Annotated in this window: 14 protein-coding genes; 6 read left to right on the top strand and 8 right to left on the bottom strand. The window is 73.4% G+C overall.

The window, feature by feature from the left end:
* Positions 1 to 50: 50 nt before the first annotated feature.
* Positions 51 to 1,454 carry an FGGY family carbohydrate kinase gene (locus tag RMN56_RS22490; RefSeq protein ID WP_313719504.1) on the bottom strand — a complete coding sequence of 468 codons (1,404 nt, stop codon included), beginning with the start codon at positions 1,452 to 1,454 and terminating at the stop codon, positions 51 to 53.
* 260 nt (positions 1,455 to 1,714) lie between these two features.
* On the opposite strand from RMN56_RS22490, the gene RMN56_RS22485 reads away from it, so the two are divergent.
* Complete coding sequence (locus tag RMN56_RS22485) at positions 1,715 to 3,634, top strand: chorismate-binding protein (RefSeq protein ID WP_313719503.1); 1,920 nt, start codon at positions 1,715 to 1,717, stop codon at positions 3,632 to 3,634.
* 69 nt (positions 3,635 to 3,703) lie between these two features.
* Here the strand turns inward: RMN56_RS22485 and wrbA are convergent, their stop codons facing one another.
* Both wrbA and RMN56_RS22475 read right to left on the bottom strand, forming a co-directional pair.
* Complete coding sequence (wrbA, locus tag RMN56_RS22480; protein WP_313719502.1) at positions 3,704 to 4,321, bottom strand: NAD(P)H:quinone oxidoreductase; 618 nt, start codon at positions 4,319 to 4,321, stop codon at positions 3,704 to 3,706.
* A 293-nt stretch (positions 4,322 to 4,614) separates the two neighbouring features.
* On the bottom strand, positions 4,615 to 5,010 hold the full coding sequence (locus RMN56_RS22475) for a hypothetical protein (RefSeq protein WP_313719501.1): 396 nt from the start codon (positions 5,008 to 5,010) through the stop codon (positions 4,615 to 4,617).
* A 188-nt stretch (positions 5,011 to 5,198) separates the two neighbouring features.
* On the opposite strand from RMN56_RS22475, the gene RMN56_RS22470 reads away from it, so the two are divergent.
* Positions 5,199 to 5,927 (top strand): YsnF/AvaK domain-containing protein, encoded by a 729-nt coding sequence (locus RMN56_RS22470; RefSeq protein WP_313719500.1) that lies wholly within the window; start codon positions 5,199 to 5,201, stop codon positions 5,925 to 5,927.
* A gap of 113 nt (positions 5,928 to 6,040) precedes the next feature.
* Positions 6,041 to 7,144 carry a winged helix DNA-binding domain-containing protein gene (locus RMN56_RS22465; RefSeq protein WP_313719499.1) on the top strand — a complete coding sequence of 368 codons (1,104 nt, stop codon included), beginning with the start codon at positions 6,041 to 6,043 and terminating at the stop codon, positions 7,142 to 7,144.
* A 47-nt stretch (positions 7,145 to 7,191) separates the two neighbouring features.
* Here RMN56_RS22465 and RMN56_RS22460 read toward each other — a convergent pair whose 3' ends face one another.
* Genes RMN56_RS22460 through RMN56_RS22445 form a run of 4 tightly spaced genes read right to left on the bottom strand, consistent with a single transcriptional unit; the run spans position 7,192 to position 11,531 of the window.
* The gene (locus RMN56_RS22460; protein WP_313719498.1) at positions 7,192 to 8,400 is read right to left on the bottom strand and encodes an ABC transporter ATP-binding protein; all 1,209 of its coding nucleotides are present in this window, start codon (positions 8,398 to 8,400) and stop codon (positions 7,192 to 7,194) included.
* 11 nt (positions 8,401 to 8,411) lie between these two features.
* Positions 8,412 to 9,248 carry a carbohydrate ABC transporter permease gene (locus RMN56_RS22455; RefSeq protein WP_313719497.1) on the bottom strand — a complete coding sequence of 279 codons (837 nt, stop codon included), beginning with the start codon at positions 9,246 to 9,248 and terminating at the stop codon, positions 8,412 to 8,414.
* Positions 9,249 to 9,252: 4 nt separating this feature from the next.
* Positions 9,253 to 10,248: a carbohydrate ABC transporter permease gene (locus RMN56_RS22450; protein ID WP_313719496.1), complete on the bottom strand. Its 996-nt coding sequence runs from the start codon at positions 10,246 to 10,248 to the stop codon at positions 9,253 to 9,255.
* A complete protein-coding gene (locus RMN56_RS22445) occupies positions 10,245 to 11,531 on the bottom strand; it encodes an ABC transporter substrate-binding protein (RefSeq protein WP_313719495.1) in 1,287 nt (428 codons plus the stop codon). The genes RMN56_RS22450 and RMN56_RS22445 overlap by 4 nt, the downstream gene beginning before the upstream one ends.
* A gap of 239 nt (positions 11,532 to 11,770) precedes the next feature.
* On the opposite strand from RMN56_RS22445, the gene RMN56_RS22440 reads away from it, so the two are divergent.
* The 3 genes from RMN56_RS22440 (at position 11,771) to RMN56_RS22430 (ending at position 13,412) form a co-directional block, all read left to right on the top strand.
* Positions 11,771 to 12,475, top strand: coding sequence for a VOC family protein (locus RMN56_RS22440; RefSeq protein ID WP_313719494.1), 705 nt, complete (start codon positions 11,771 to 11,773; stop codon positions 12,473 to 12,475).
* A gap of 182 nt (positions 12,476 to 12,657) precedes the next feature.
* Positions 12,658 to 13,089, top strand: coding sequence for a RusA family crossover junction endodeoxyribonuclease (locus tag RMN56_RS22435; RefSeq protein WP_262285993.1), 432 nt, complete (start codon positions 12,658 to 12,660; stop codon positions 13,087 to 13,089).
* 47 nt (positions 13,090 to 13,136) lie between these two features.
* Complete coding sequence (locus RMN56_RS22430) at positions 13,137 to 13,412, top strand: hypothetical protein (protein WP_313719493.1); 276 nt, start codon at positions 13,137 to 13,139, stop codon at positions 13,410 to 13,412.
* Positions 13,413 to 13,467: 55 nt separating this feature from the next.
* Here RMN56_RS22430 and RMN56_RS22425 read toward each other — a convergent pair whose 3' ends face one another.
* Positions 13,468 to 14,160, bottom strand: a complete 693-nt coding sequence (locus RMN56_RS22425; RefSeq protein ID WP_313719492.1) for an AMIN-like domain-containing (lipo)protein — start codon at positions 14,158 to 14,160, stop codon at positions 13,468 to 13,470.
* Positions 14,161 to 14,226 lie beyond the last annotated feature (66 nt).

Genomic DNA, 14,226 nt, shown 5'->3' with positions numbered 1-14,226 from the left:
AGGCCGGCGGACGGTGTCAAACGGTGCGGCCGGCCGCACGAGCAGGAAGGTCAGCGCGGGGGGCGGAGGGCTACCGTGTTCGGCGTGTCCCGGTCGTCCGTCCGGCCGATGCCGCTCACCCCCGCCGCCTCGGCGATCCGGCCGAGCGCCACCAGGGCGGCCCCGGTCGCGCCGATCTCCGGGTTGCGCTGGTGGCGCACCGGACGAGGGGCCAGCGCGTCGACGAACGCGCCTCGCCACCAGGGCGAGGCGGCCATCGCGCCCCCGCCGAGCACCACTTCGGCCGGTTCGCCCGCACCTTGCTCCAGCAGGGCCAGGTCGTCGGCCATCAGCCGGCACAGCTCGGTCATCAGGACGGCCAGGATGTCGACCGCGGTGGTGCCGAAGCTCAGGCCGCGCAGCTCCCCGGAGCCGGCCGGGGCGAGGCCGGGCGGCCGGTCCCCGCCCAACCGCGGGTTCGCCCGCAGGGTCAGGTGCCTGCCCGTCCGGGCCAGCGCGGCCTCCAGCTCGGCGCCGGACGGCAGCCGCAGCTCGCGGGCCGCCCACGCGAACAGGTTCCCCCCGCTGGAGTACGCCGCCCCGGTCACCACGTGCTCATGGTCGACCCGGTAGCGCCAGAGCTCCTCGGGCAGGGGCGGCAGCGGCGCCCCGGCCGGCAGGGCCTGGACGAGGCGTACGGCGGCGGAGGTGCCGACGGTGAGCGCGGCGCGGGACGGGTCGACGCAGCCGGAGCCCACGTTGGACGCCGCGCCGTCGCCGACCGGAGCGGCCCAGCGGGCGTCGGCGAGTTGCGGCCAGCGCTGGGTGTGCTCGGCGCGGAGCCGGCCGCGCCACCGCTGCGGGGCCAGCGGCGGAAGCTCCTCGGGGCGTACGCCGGCCAGCTCGCACGCCTCGGCGTCCCACTCCAGCAGGCGCAGGTCGAGCAGCCCGGTGCCGGAGGCCATCGACACGGACATCGGCGCCTCGTCGAGCAGCTCGCCGAGGGCGTACTCGACGAGCCCGGCGAAGCGGGCCACCGGGCTGCCGCAGTGCTCCCGCACCCAGGGCAGCCGCATGGTCCAGTAGCAGCGGTGCCACCAGGCGCCGGTGCGGTGGTGGAAGGCGTCCGGATCGGTCGGGCCGGCGGCGCCGGCGACGGGCTCCGGGCGGGTGTCCATCCAGGTGAGCACCGGGCCCAGCGGGGTGCCGTCGTGGCCGAGCGGCAGCATCGAGTGCCACTGCGCCGAGGTGGCGACCAGCTCGACGTCCCGCAGGTGCCCGGCGGCGGCCAGCTCGTCCAGGCACTCCGCGAGGCAGGCCAGGTAGCGCGGTCCGTCCAGGACGCCGCTGCCGTCGTCCCCGGTCACCAGGTGCACCTTCCGGCGGGCCAGCGCGCCGGGGCGCGGGACGGCGTCCGCGTCCAGCACGAGCCCGCGCACCGAGGAGGTGCCCAGGTCCAGAGCGAGAATGTCCATCGCGGGTCAACCTACCCGCCGGGAGCGGCGGCGAAGCCAAGATCGGTCGGGCCGGGCGATGCGATCGGGTTCCCCGGGCACCCCCGCTCGCGTACAGTGATCGTCATGCCCGCGCACCTGACCTGCTGGTGGCCCGCCGACTCGGCGGCCCACCCCCGCGCGTAGCTTCCCCACGCGGCCGCCCGACGAGGCGGCCGCCGGTCTCTCCCCGGCATCCCGGGTCGCCCCGCCGGCGGCCTCCGGCCCACCGAGGAGACCCGATGACCCGCCCGCACGACCCGCTCGCCGCCGTCGCGGCGGGCCGCGACCCCGGCCCGTTCGCGCTCGTCCGCCGCGAGGGCGCCGACCACGTCGACCTGTTCACCGGTCCGGTACGCACGGCCGACCGGCTCGCCGACCTGCCGCTGCCCGACGGTGGTCCCGGGCCGCGCACCCTGGCCCTGGTCCCCTACCGGCAGATCGCCGAGCGCGGCTTCGCCTGCGTGGACGACGGCCTGCCGCTGGAGTGCCTGCTGGTCGCCGAGCACCGGCGGCTCCCGCTCGACGCGGTGCTGGCGGTCCTGCCCGACGCGCCGGTGGTGACCCGCGACGCCGCCTTCGACATCTCCGACGCCGACTACGCGGACACCGTGGGCCGGGTACTCAGCGACGAGATCGGCCGGGGCGAGGGCGCCAACTTCGTCATCCACCGCACCCTGCGGGCCACCGTCGAGGGCGCGCCCCTGGTGGCCGCCCTGGCGGCGCTGCGCCGGCTGCTGCTGCGCGAGCGGGGCGCGTACTGGACGTTCGTGGTGCACACCGGCAGCCGCACCCTGGTCGGGGCGAGCCCGGAGCGGCACGTGAGCGTCGACGACGGCCTGGCCATGATGAACCCGATCAGCGGCACGTTCCGGCACACCGGCGCGGCGGCGGACCGGGACGCCCTGCTGCGCTTCCTCCACGACCCCAAGGAGGTCGAGGAGCTGTACATGGTGCTCGACGAGGAGCTGAAGATGATGGCCACCGTCGCCGAGCACGGCGGTCAGGTGGTCGGGCCGTACCTGAAGGAGATGGCACACCTCGCGCACACCGAGTACCTGCTGGCCGGGCGGGGCTCGCTGGACGTCCGGGAGGTGCTGCGGGAGACCATGTTCGCCCCCACGGTCACCGGCAGCCCGATGGAGAACGCCTGCCGGGTGATCGCCCGCCACGAGCGGACCGGCCGGCGGTACTACGCCGGCGTGCTCGCCCTGCTCGGCCGCGACGAGCAGGGCCGGCAGACCCTCGACGCGCCGATCCTCATCCGCACCGCCGAGCTCTCCCCCGACGGCGAGCTGCGGGTGCCGGTCGGGGCGACCCTGGTCCGGCACTCCACGGCCGAGGACGAGGTGGCCGAGACGCACGCCAAGGCGGCCGGGGTGCTGGCCGCGCTCGGCCTCGGCCCGGACGCCCCGGCCCGCGGCGCCGACCCCGTGCCGCGGTACGCCGACGACCCGGAGGTGCAGGCCGCGCTGGCCGCCCGGAACATCCCGCTGGCCCGGTTCTGGTTGGACCAGCGCGTGCCGGGGGCGACCGCGCTGCCGGGCCTGGCCGGCCGCCGGGCGTTGATCGTGGACGGTGAGGACACCTTCACCGGGATGCTCGCCCACCAGCTCGGCGCGCTCGGCCTCGCGGTGACCCGGCGCGACTGGCACGACGCCGGCCCGGTCGACGGGTACGACCTCGTGGTGGTCGGCCCCGGCCCGGGTGACCCCGACGACCTCGCCGAGCCGAAGATGGCGAGCATGCGGGCGCTGCTGGCGGAGCTGCTCGCGGCCGGCCGGCCGACCCTGGCGGTCTGCCTGGGCCACCAGTTGCTCGCCGGGCTGCTCGGGCTGCCGCTGCAGCGCCGCGACGCCCCCTACCAGGGGCTGCCGCGGGACGTGCCGGTGTTCGGCGCGACCCGCCGCGTCGGCTTCTACTCCAGCTTCACGGCCCGGGCCGACGCCGACCGGGTCGCCACCGCGTACGGCCCGGTGGAGCTGTCCCGGGACCCGGCCGACGGTGCGGTGCACGCGCTGCGCGGGCCGGGCTTCGCCGGGGTGCAGTTCCACCCGGAGTCGGTGCTCAGCCGGGACGGCATGGCGGTCCTGGCGGACCTGCTCGGGCACCTGCTGGCCCACCCGGCGCTGACCGGGCATGGACCGGCCGATCGGGGGTAGGGCGAGGGGTGACCGGTGGCCGGACGGGTCGAGAGCCCCCGTCCGGGCACCGGTCACCTGTGCCGAGGGTCAGCCGGCCAAGCCCTTCTTGAGCGCGGCACCCATCTGCACGGCCCGCTTGGCCGTCAGCGCGGTGGCGCCGAGGGCCACGTGGTCCGGTGGGATCTCCCCGTTGTTGCTGGTGTGCGAGGCGCCGTACGGGTTGCCGGCGACGAACTGGCTGGGATCGGTGTAGCCGGGGGTGACCACGACGCCGCCCCAGTGGTAGAAGACCGTGAACAGCGAGAGCAGGGTGGACTCCTGGCCGCCGTGCGAGGTGGCGGTCGAGGTGAAGGCGCTGTAGACCTTGTTCGCCAGCGCGCCCTGCGCCCAGAGCGGGCCGGTGGTGTCGATGAACTGCTTGAGCTGGGCGGCGATCATGCCGTAACGGGTGGGTGCACCCATGATCACGACGTCGGCCCAGGAGAGGTCGTCCGGCTGCGCCTCCATCACGTCCTGGGTCTCCAGGCGGTGCGCCTGCCAGCCCGAGTTGGAGCGGATCGCCTCGTCCGGCGCCAGCTCACGTACCTTGCGCAGGCGTACCTCGGCTCCGGCCTCCCCGGCGGCCTCGACCGCCGCCTGCGCCATCTGGTAGGTGATGCCGGTCGCGCTGTAATAGATCACCGCGACCTTGACCTGGCCATCCATCAGACGTTTCCTCCTCGGTGTCGGGTCAGCTTCGGCGACTACCCGGTGGTTGCGCCGTCAAACGGCGGCCGGCCGGCGGGCCGGGCCCGGGGAATGAGCGGAGTCGATACGTTGCCGGGGCTCAAGATTTGCGCAAGTTCCGATGGAAACCGCTTCCCCGGGTCGGGCCGCCCGGGGATCCTGATCCCACCGGTGCCGGCGTACCGCCGCCGCCCCGCACCGGGAGCCTGAACGGGGGATCGCGCTCCGCCGGCAACGTGGCTGGCGTAGCGCGATCAGGGGTTCTCCCGGGCTCAGTCGTTGAGCTTGTCCCGCAGGTCGGTCACCCGCTTCTCCAGCCGGTCCACCGCCTGCTCGTTGTTGATGAACGTGCTGATGCCGGCGGCGAGGGCCAACCCGATCAGCACCGCCAGGATGCTGAGCACCAGGCCCCCGATGGCCACCCCGCGCCCGGTGACGCCGGGACGCCGGCTCATCCGCAGCCCGAAGATGCCCAGGATGATCCCGATGATCCCCAGCAGCAGCCCGACCGAGGCCAGGATCGCGGTGAGCACGCTGAGCAGGCCTGCCACGCCGAAGACCAGCGCAAAGGTGGCCGCGGCGCTGGTCTTCGCCCCGCCGGACGGGCCCGCCGGCCGGGCGGTGGTGGCCCGCCCGGCCCCCCGGGCCGGTTCACTGGACGCTGTCATCACCCACACCTCGCATTCCTCGCATCGTTTTCCCGACGCCGCATCCCCGCTCCGGCGGCGCTCATTCCTCGCAATCCGGGTCGTTACGGGCACCACTGCCCCTCCTCCTCCTATTCGTCCCGGTTCCGGGGAATGCCGGGGCCGCCGCCGGGGACCCGGGTGGTGACCCACGAGAGGAAGGACGCACCATGCGACTCACAGAGCAGCAGGTCCGCTCGCTGTACGGGCAGGACGTCCAGGACCGCTCGGGCGCGAAGATCGGCAGCGTGGGCCAGGTCTGGGCCGATCCCAGCGGCGAGGCGACCTGGGTCAGCGTGAAGACCGGGGTGATGGGCCACCACGAGTCGATGGCACCGCTCCAGGCGGCCCGGATGCAGCAGGACGGCCGCCTTCAGGTGCAGTACGACAAGGCGACCGTGCGCAGCGCTCCCAGCGTGGAGACCGGCACCAACCAGCCGCTCAGCACCGACCAGCTCGCCCAGCTCTACCGGCACTACCAGATCGGGGAGCAGGCCGGGCCTCCGCCGCAGCAGAAGCCGGGCGCGCCGGAGGTGACCCGCTCCGAGGAGCGGCTGCGGGTCGGCACCGAGAGCGAGCCGGCGGGCGCCGCGCGGCTGAGCAAGCGCGTGGTCACGGAGAACGTCCAGACCACCGTGCCGGTCGAGCACGACGAGGTGACCGTGGTCCACGAGCCGATCCTCGACGCCGACCGGGGCAACGTCCGGGCCGACATCGGCGAGGAGCAGCGCGAGATGGAGCTGCGCGCCGAGCACCCGGTGGTCGCCAAGGACCAGGTCCCGGTCGAGCGGGTCCGGCTGAACAAGGACGAGGTCGTCGAGGAGCAGCCGGTCAACGCGCAGGTCCGCCGGGAGCTGGTGGACGCCGACGTGCCGGAGCGGGCACGCCGCAACCGCTGACCCGACGGCATCCCGGACGGGTGGGCCTCGGCCCGCCCGTCCGGTCGTCGGTCCCCTGGGAGCGTCGCACCCGCGACCTATGCTGACCGTCCATCGACGACGGGAGCACCCACGTGACCGTACGCCTCACCCGTGCCGAGGCGCTGGCGCTGCGGATGACCGGCCTGCTGCTGCGCCCGCACCCGGCCGCGCGCCCCGACAGCGTGGCGGAGGTGGTCGAGTGGTTCGGCGCCATGCAGGCCCAGGACGCGGCGAGCGGCCTGTGGTCCCTCGGCGTACGCCTGCCCGGCCGGACCCAGGACGACGTGCGCGCGGCGCTGGAGCGGCGCGAGGCGCTGCGCACCTGGCCCATGCGGGGCACGGTGCACCTGGTGCCGCCCCGCGACGCCCGCTGGATGCTGGAGGTGACCGGTGTCCGGACGCTGTCCGGCGTGGCCGGCCGGTGGGCGCAGCTCGGCCTGGCCGACACCGACGCGGACCGCGCCGCCGAGGTGCTGGGCGCGGCGCTCGCGGGCGGGGGCCGACTCAGCCGGGCCGAGTGCCTGGACACGCTGCGCGGCGCCGGCCTCGACACCACCGGCCAGCGCGGCTACCACATGCTCTGGTACGCGAGCCAGCGCGGCGTCACCTGCATCGCCCCGCACGTGGGCACCGAACAGACGTTCGTGCTGCTGGACGAGTGGGCGCCGGATCCGCACCGCCCCGAACGCGACGAGGCGCTCGGCCTGCTCGCCCACCGCTACGTCCGTGGCCACGGGCCGGTGACCCGGCACGAGCTGGCCCGGTGGACCGGCCTCACGGTCACCGACGCCACCCGGGGCATCGTGGCGGCCGGCGAGGCGCTCGCGCCGGTCGAGGTGGACGGCGTGCCGGCCGTGGTGGACGCCGCCCTGCTCGACGCGCCCCGCGCGCCGGTCGACGATGTGCACACCCTGCCCGGCTTCGACGAGTACCTGCTGGGCTACAAGGACCGGTCGCTCATGCTCGATCCGGCGCACATGAACGCCGTCGTCCCCGGCAACAACGGGATCTTCCAGGCCACGGTGGTGCGTGGCGGCCGGACGGTCGGCACCTGGAAGCGGACCGTCGGCAAGCGGGCGGTCACCGTGACCGTGCGGCAGTTGACCCCGTTCGACGCCGCGCTGCGGACCCGCGTCGAGTCGGCCCTCGCGGGCTACGCCGCCTTCCTCGGGCTGCCGCTGCGGCTGACCTGGTAACGGCGCGACCGGGCCGGTGGGCCCCCCGCCCACCGGCCCGGTGCCGCTCAGTCGGCCAGCGCGCCGGACGCCCGCCCCTCGTGCAGGGTGAGGTTCCGCCCGGTGGACGGGTCGAACAGGTGGATCTTCTCCAGGTTGAACCAGACCCGCCGCGGCTCGCCCTCCCGCACCGGGGACTCGGCCGACAGCCGGGTGACCAGGCTCGACCCCGTCCCGGTGAAGTCCGCGGCGCCCGCGTCGGCCGCCAGTTCCTCCAGCTCGGCGGCGCTGGCCCGCTCCCCCTCGACGGTGAAGTACACGTACTTGTCCGAGCCCATCGACTCGACGATGTCGACCGGCGCCTCGAACTCCACGCCCCGGCGGCGGGTCTCGTCGTCGATCAGCACGGTGTCCTCGAAGTGCTCCGGACGGATGCCGAGGATCAGCTCGCGCGGGGCGTCGGCGCCGTCGAGCTGCCGGCGTACCCGGTCCCCGATCGGCACGTCGCCCAGCGCCGTGCGCAGGTGCCCGTCCTCGACGGCGGCGTGCAGGAAGTTCATCGACGGGGAGCCGATGAACCCGGCCACGAAGAGGTTGCGGGGGTGGTCGTACAGCTCCTGCGGCGGGCCGACCTGCTGCACCGCGCCACCCCGCATGATCACCACACGGTCGCCGAGGGTCATGGCCTCGGTCTGGTCGTGGGTGACGTAGACGGTGGTGGTGCCGAGCTGCTTCTGCAGCCGGGACACCACGGTGCGCATCTGCACCCGCAGCTTCGCGTCCAGGTTGGACAGCGGCTCGTCCATGAGGAACGCCTTGGGCTGCCGCACGATCGCCCGTCCCATGGCCACCCGCTGCCGCTGCCCGCCGGAGAGGTTGGCGGGCTTGCGGTCCAGCAGCGGGGTCAGCTCCAGGACCTTCGCGGCCTCCTCCACCTTCTGGTGGATGGTCTCCTTGTCCAGCTTCGCCAGCCGCAGCGGGAAGGCCATGTTCTCCCGGACGGTCATGTTCGGGTAGAGGGCGTAGGACTGGAAGACCATGGCGATGTCCCGGTCCCGGGGCGCCTTGTCGTTGACCCGCTCCCCCGCGATGCGCAGCTCCCCGGAGCTGATGTCCTCCAGCCCGGCGATCATGTTCAGCGTGGTGGACTTCCCGCAGCCGGAGGGCCCGACCAGGATCACGAACTCGCCGTCGGCGATCTCCAGGTCGACGTCCCGCACGGCGGTGGTCCCGTCCGGGAACCGCTTGCTCACCTTGTCCAGCACGATGTCGGCCATGACAACACCACCTATCCCTTGACTGCGCCGGAGGTCAGACCGGAGACGATGCGGCGCTGGAAGAAGAGCACGAACAGGATGATCGGAATGGTGATCACCACGGCGGCGGCGCAGATCGCCCCGGTGGGGTCCTCGAACTGCGACTCGCCGGTGAAGAACTGCAGGGCCACCGGGACCGTGCGGGACCGCTCGGTCGAGGTGAGCGTGATGGCGAACAGGAAGTCGTTCCAGCAGAAGATGAAGACCAGGATGGCCGTGGTGAACAGCCCCGGCGCGGCCAGCGGGGCGATCACCCGCCGGAACGCCTGGCCCTGGGTGGCGCCGTCCATCTTCGCCGCCTTCTCCAGGTCCCACGGGATCTGCTTGAAGAACGCCGAGAGCGTGTAGATCGCCAGCGGCAGGGCGAAGGTGATGTACGGCAGGATCAGCCCCGGCCAGGTGTCGAAGAGGCCGAGCTGGCGCTCGATCTCGAACAGCGGCGACACCAGCGACACCTGCGGGAACATGGCGATCAGCAGGGACACCCCGACCAGCAGCTTCTTGCCGGGGAAGTCCAGCCGGGAGATCGCGTACGCGGCCATCGCGCCCAGCACCACCGCGATCAGGGTGGCGATCAGCGCGATGCCGATGGAGTTGACCAGGGCCCGGACGAACTGGTCGGTGTCGAAGATCGTCCGGTAGTTGTCCAGCGTCCACTCCCGGGGCCAGAACTTCCCGTCGGTGAGGGTGGCCGGGGTCTTGAACGACAGCGAGGCGATCCAGAGCACCGGCACCAGCGCGAAGACGACCACGATGAGGTCCAGCAGGCCCCAGCGCACCTTCGCCCGTGGGGTGGTTTCGACGGCCATCTTCTCAGCGCCTCTCCCCGTCGTCGCTGCCCGGGGCAGCGGTGCCGAACAGCTTCACGAACACGAACGCGATGATCGCCACGGTGAGGAAGATCAGCACCGACATGGTGGAGCCGATGCCGAGGTTCAACCCCCGGATCAGGTTGTTGTAGGCGAGCATCGACACCGACGAGGTCTCGTTGCCGCCGGCGGTGAGCACGAAGATGTTGTCGAACACCCGGAACGCGTCCAGGGTGCGGAACAGCAGGGCGACCAGGATGGCCGGCTTCATCACCGGCAGCATCACCTTGGTGAACCGCTGCCAGGCCGTCGCGCCGTCGGTGGAGGCGGCCTTGAGCAGGTCCTCCGGCACCAGCGCCAGCCCGGCCATGAGCAGCAGCGCCATGAACGGGGTGGTCTTCCAGATCTCGGCCAGCATGATGATCGCCAGCGAGCTGGCCCGCTCGGTCAGCGGGGCGCTGCCGTCGAACAGGTTGGCCAGGTAGCCGGTGCCGGGCGTCCAGGCGTACCGCCAGGAGAAGGCCGCGACCACCGTGACGATGCCGTACGGGATCAGCGCCGCGGTGCGGACGATGCCCCGGCCGACCAGCGTCCGGTGCATGATCAGCGCCAGGCCCATGCCGAGCACCAGCTCGACCACCACGGTCACCACGGTGATCAGGGCGGTCACCCCGAACGCCGTCCACCAGAACTGGTTGGTCAGCACGGTGACGTAGTTCTCCAGCCCGACGAACTCGCGCTCGTCGGGGAAGCGCAGGTCGAAGCGCTGCAGCGACAGCCAGACCGAGTAGAGGATCGGGTAGGCGGTGACCAGCACCATGACCAGCGCGGCCGGCGCGCACAGCAGCCAGCCGAGGCGCCGCTCGGCGCGCTTGTTCTCACTCAGCGGCGGCTTCGTCCGGCGGTGGGCCCGCTGGGCGGGCACGGCGGCGTGCCGGCCGGCGGACCGCTCGGCGTCCGCCGCGACGTCCGCGCCGGCGGGCGTGGCGTTGACGCTCATGGCAGGACCCCCTTCGATTCGAGCGCGTCGGCGATGGCGTCGCGCAGCTCGTTCGCGGTCTGCTCGGGCCGGATCGCCGACGGCGGCGACAGGATCGCCGACATGACCGTGGAGATGCTCTGGTACGCCGGGGTCAGCGGCCGGACCGCCGGCTCCTTCAGCTCCTCCAGGATGGTCTCCTTCATCGGGTACGCCTTGTCCATCTCCGGGTCGGCGTAGACCGCCTCGATGGTGGGCGGCACCCCGTCGTTGACCGCGGAGAACTTCTGGTGCTCGGCGTCGCGGATGCACTTCGCCGCCTCGAAGGACTCCGTCGGGTGCTTCGAGTAGGAGCTGACCGCCATGTTCACCCCGCCGATGGTGACCTTGCTCGGGGTGTTCGCGTCGATGCCTGGCACCCGCGCCCACTTCACCTTCTGCGCCAGCTCCGGGTTGGCCTCCTGCATGGCCGGATACACGAACGGCCAGTTGACCTGGAAGGCGCCGGAGCCGGACTGGAACTCCAGCCGGACCGGGTCCTCGGTGGCGTTGGTGAACGACGGCGAGGTCACGCCCGAGGTGGCGAACTTCTTCAACTGGTCGAGCGCCCGCACCGTGCCCTCGTCCATCACGGCCTTCTTGCCGTCGTCGCTGAGGACCTTCCCGCCCGCGCTCTCCGCCAGGGTGTTGTAGAGGACGACCAGGCCCTCGTACTGGGCCCCCATGGTGAGCACCTGGTAGGGCTTGCCCTGCTGCTTGAGCTGCTGGGCGGCGGAGATCATCTCGTCCCAGCTCTTCGGCGGCTCCGGCACCAGGTCACTGCGGTACCAGAGCAGCTGCACGTTGGTGTTCTTCGGCGCGGCGTAGAGCCTGCCCTCATAGCGGGCGGTGTCCAGCGGGCCGTTGAGGGTGCCCCGCTCGACCTCGGACTTGTCCTGGCCGATCCACTCCCGGATCCACTTGGCGCTGGCGAACTCCTGGGTCCAGGTGACGTCGAGGCCCAGCAGGTCCATCCCGCTGTCCCGCGCCGCGAGCCGGCGCACCATCTGCACCCGCTGTTCGTCGGCCTGCCGCGGCAGCACCCGGTAGGCGATCCGGTAGCGCCCCTGGGCCTGGGCGTTGCAGTCGTCGACGACCTTCTGCAGGTTCTGCTCGGGCGGGTAGTACAGGTTGATGGTGGGTGTGCCGCCCCCGCCGTCCGAACCGCAGGCGGCCAGCGGGGCCACCAACGCGAGTGCGGCGGCTGCCGCCGCCGCACGCCGGGCCGGACGCCTCCGTGGGGCCGTGTCGGGGTCTGCCGTCATCGCCCTCCCCCTTTCTTCGGCGAAGAACCGGGGAGTCACCCGTGCCCCGGCGCACGGCGAGACGTCGGGGCACCGTGGTCGGGCGGGCGTCCCGGGACGTTTCGTGGGCCGGACAGTGCCCGGCCTGCGACGCTGCGAAACCTGACGGTCACGAGACGGACACGACAGTGGGCACGGTGGGACGGCTCACGGGCCGCGGCGCTCCCGTGGATGTCCGACCCGGGCGGCAGAATGGCCGGATGATCGCGAGCTTCAAGGACGTCTGCATGGACGCGGCCGACGCCCACCGCCTCGGCGGCTTCTGGGCCGGCATCCTCGACGGGGAGTTGGTCGACACGGGCGACGGCGACACCCGGATCGATCCCCGCGGCGCCGCGTCCGACGCCGAGTCGATCTGGGTCAACACGGTGCCCGAGCCGCGCACCGGGAAGACGCGGGTCCACCTCGATCTGCGGCTGGCCGATCCGGAGCCGGCCGCGCTGCTGGCGGCCGGTGCACGCCTGGTCCGTGAGCCGGACGCGGAGATCAGCTGGTGGGTGCTGGCCGACCCGGAGGGCAACCAGTTCTGCGCGTTCGCGCCGCGGGAGGGCGCCCGGCCGGGCGTGTTCGAGCTGGTGGTGGACAGCGCCGACCCGGTGGCCCAGGCCAACTGGTGGGCGCGGGTGACCGGCGGCCGGGTGGAGACCACCGCCGAGGGCGCCGCTTCGGTGGTCGGCGCGGCGGGCTTCCCCTGGGACCACTGGGTCTTCGACCCGGTGCCGGAGCGCAAGCGGGTGAAGAACCGGGTCCACTGGGACGTCCAGCTGACCGGTCCGGAGGTGACCGCGCTCATCGCGGCCGGGGCGACCCTGCTGCGCGAGCCCACCCCGGCGACGGCCTGGTGGGTGCTGGCCGACCCGGAGGGGAACGAGTTCTGCGCCTTCCCGACCCGTCCCACTCCGTGAGCGGCGAGCTACCCGGCGTGCGCCCGGTGGACTAGCGTTTCGGTAGCTCCGCAGCCAGCGCGTCGCCGTCGAAGTCGATACGCCTCCGGCCGACCCCCAGCCCGTCCGATCGGTTGGTTCTCGCGCGAACTCCCTTCTGCGGCTCCACCGATTGGGCAGGATCCCCACGAGGAGGTGCCGTCGTGCAGGACACCCGCGCTCTCGCCCTGACGTTCGAGGTGAGCGGCCTGCCCCCGGTCAAGACCGAGGCCCTGTCCATCTTCGCCGCCGGGCACCGGCAGGCGACGAGGGTCCGCGCCCTGCTCCAGGCCGCCTGCACGGCGGCCCAGCGCACGGGGTGGACCCCGCTCACCGGTCCGGTCGAGGTGGACGTGACCCTGCGCTGCCCGCCCGGGCACCGCACCTCCGACGCCAGCACGCTGGTGGGCGGGGTCTGCGCGGTGCTCCAGGACAAGAAGCGGGTGGCGAACATCGGCCTGGCCCACCTCGGGGTGCTGGTCGACGTCGCCCTGTGGTCGGACGACCGGCAGATCCGCCGGCTGTCCTACGTCGAGGAGCCCGCCGAGGACTTCTCGTACCAGGTCCGGGTGGCGGCCGTACCGACGATGGTTTGACCGACGACCGCGGTGGGGTACCGCGGTCGCCGACGAAGGGAGCGCCGATGCCGGAGCCACATGTCACGCTCGACCCGAGCGGGCTCGATCCTGTGCAGCAGAAGCTGCGCGGCCCGTTGGAGGAACAGCTGACCTCGGCCCTGCAGGCGGCCGCCGACCGGGTCCGCGCCGACTACGCGGATGAGCCCGTGGAGGAGGTCTGCCGCCGGCTGCTCGACGAGACCCGCGCCGGGCTGCACCCGGACATCGCCGCCGGGTTCAACCCGGACATGGACGAGTTCTGCCGCGTCGCGGTGGCCATCGTCCGCGGCGAGGTCGGCTGACCCACGTGCCCCCGACCGCGCCGGCCACCGGGCCGGCGCGGCCGGACCGCGCGCGTCAGCCGCGTCGCACGTCGACCGCCACGACGTGGGTGCCGTCGGTGCGGGTCGCCTCGCCCAGCCGCACCGGCAGCGTCCCGCCGGCCGGGGGCCGGAGCCCGAGTCCGAAGCTGAGGTGACCCTCGAAGTCGCCGGCCGCGGCCCAGCCGCGCAGGGTCGGATAGCCGATCCGTGCCGGCGGCAGGACGGCCGTGCCGGCGCCGCGGGCGTCGTGCGCCTGCGCCGGGTCGAAGCGCACCGACAGGTACGCCGTGCCGGGCAGTTCGACGGGCGCCCCGCGGCCCTCCGTCCACACCTGCGGGACGTAGCCGACCTGGTAGGACGGCGTCGGGCCGCGGAAGGCGAACGTGATCCGGCTGAACCCCTCGGTCGGATGGTCCCCGACCCGCACCTCGACCAGGACCGGCAGCGGCGCCCCGGGCGCCGGGGTGACCGGCACCCGGACCTGGTGCGTCACCCGGGCGGGCGTGCCGGGCATCGCCCAGTCGTAGGTCACCCGCCAGGCGCCCTCGACGGACGCCGCGCTGGTGGGCGCGGGCGGGGTGGCGGCGGGCGTGGTCGCGGCGGCGGTGGTGGCGGCGGCCGGTGCCGGCGCGGTCGTCGGGGTCGCGCCGTCGTGGTCGGTCGCCGTGCAGGCCGCCGCGAGCAGCACGACCAGGCCGGCGAGCAGTGGTACGCGCTGAGGTTCCATGGCTCAGTGTCGCGCCGGCCGGCCCCCGTCCACCAGAGCCGTTCGTCCGCCCGGGCCGGCGGGCGC

Source organism: Micromonospora halotolerans (assembly GCF_032108445.1).
Taxonomy (GTDB): Bacteria; Actinomycetota; Actinomycetes; order Mycobacteriales; family Micromonosporaceae; genus Micromonospora; species Micromonospora halotolerans.
Note: the sequence above shows the minus strand (reverse complement) of the source record. Positions and strands in the feature narration are given on the sequence as shown.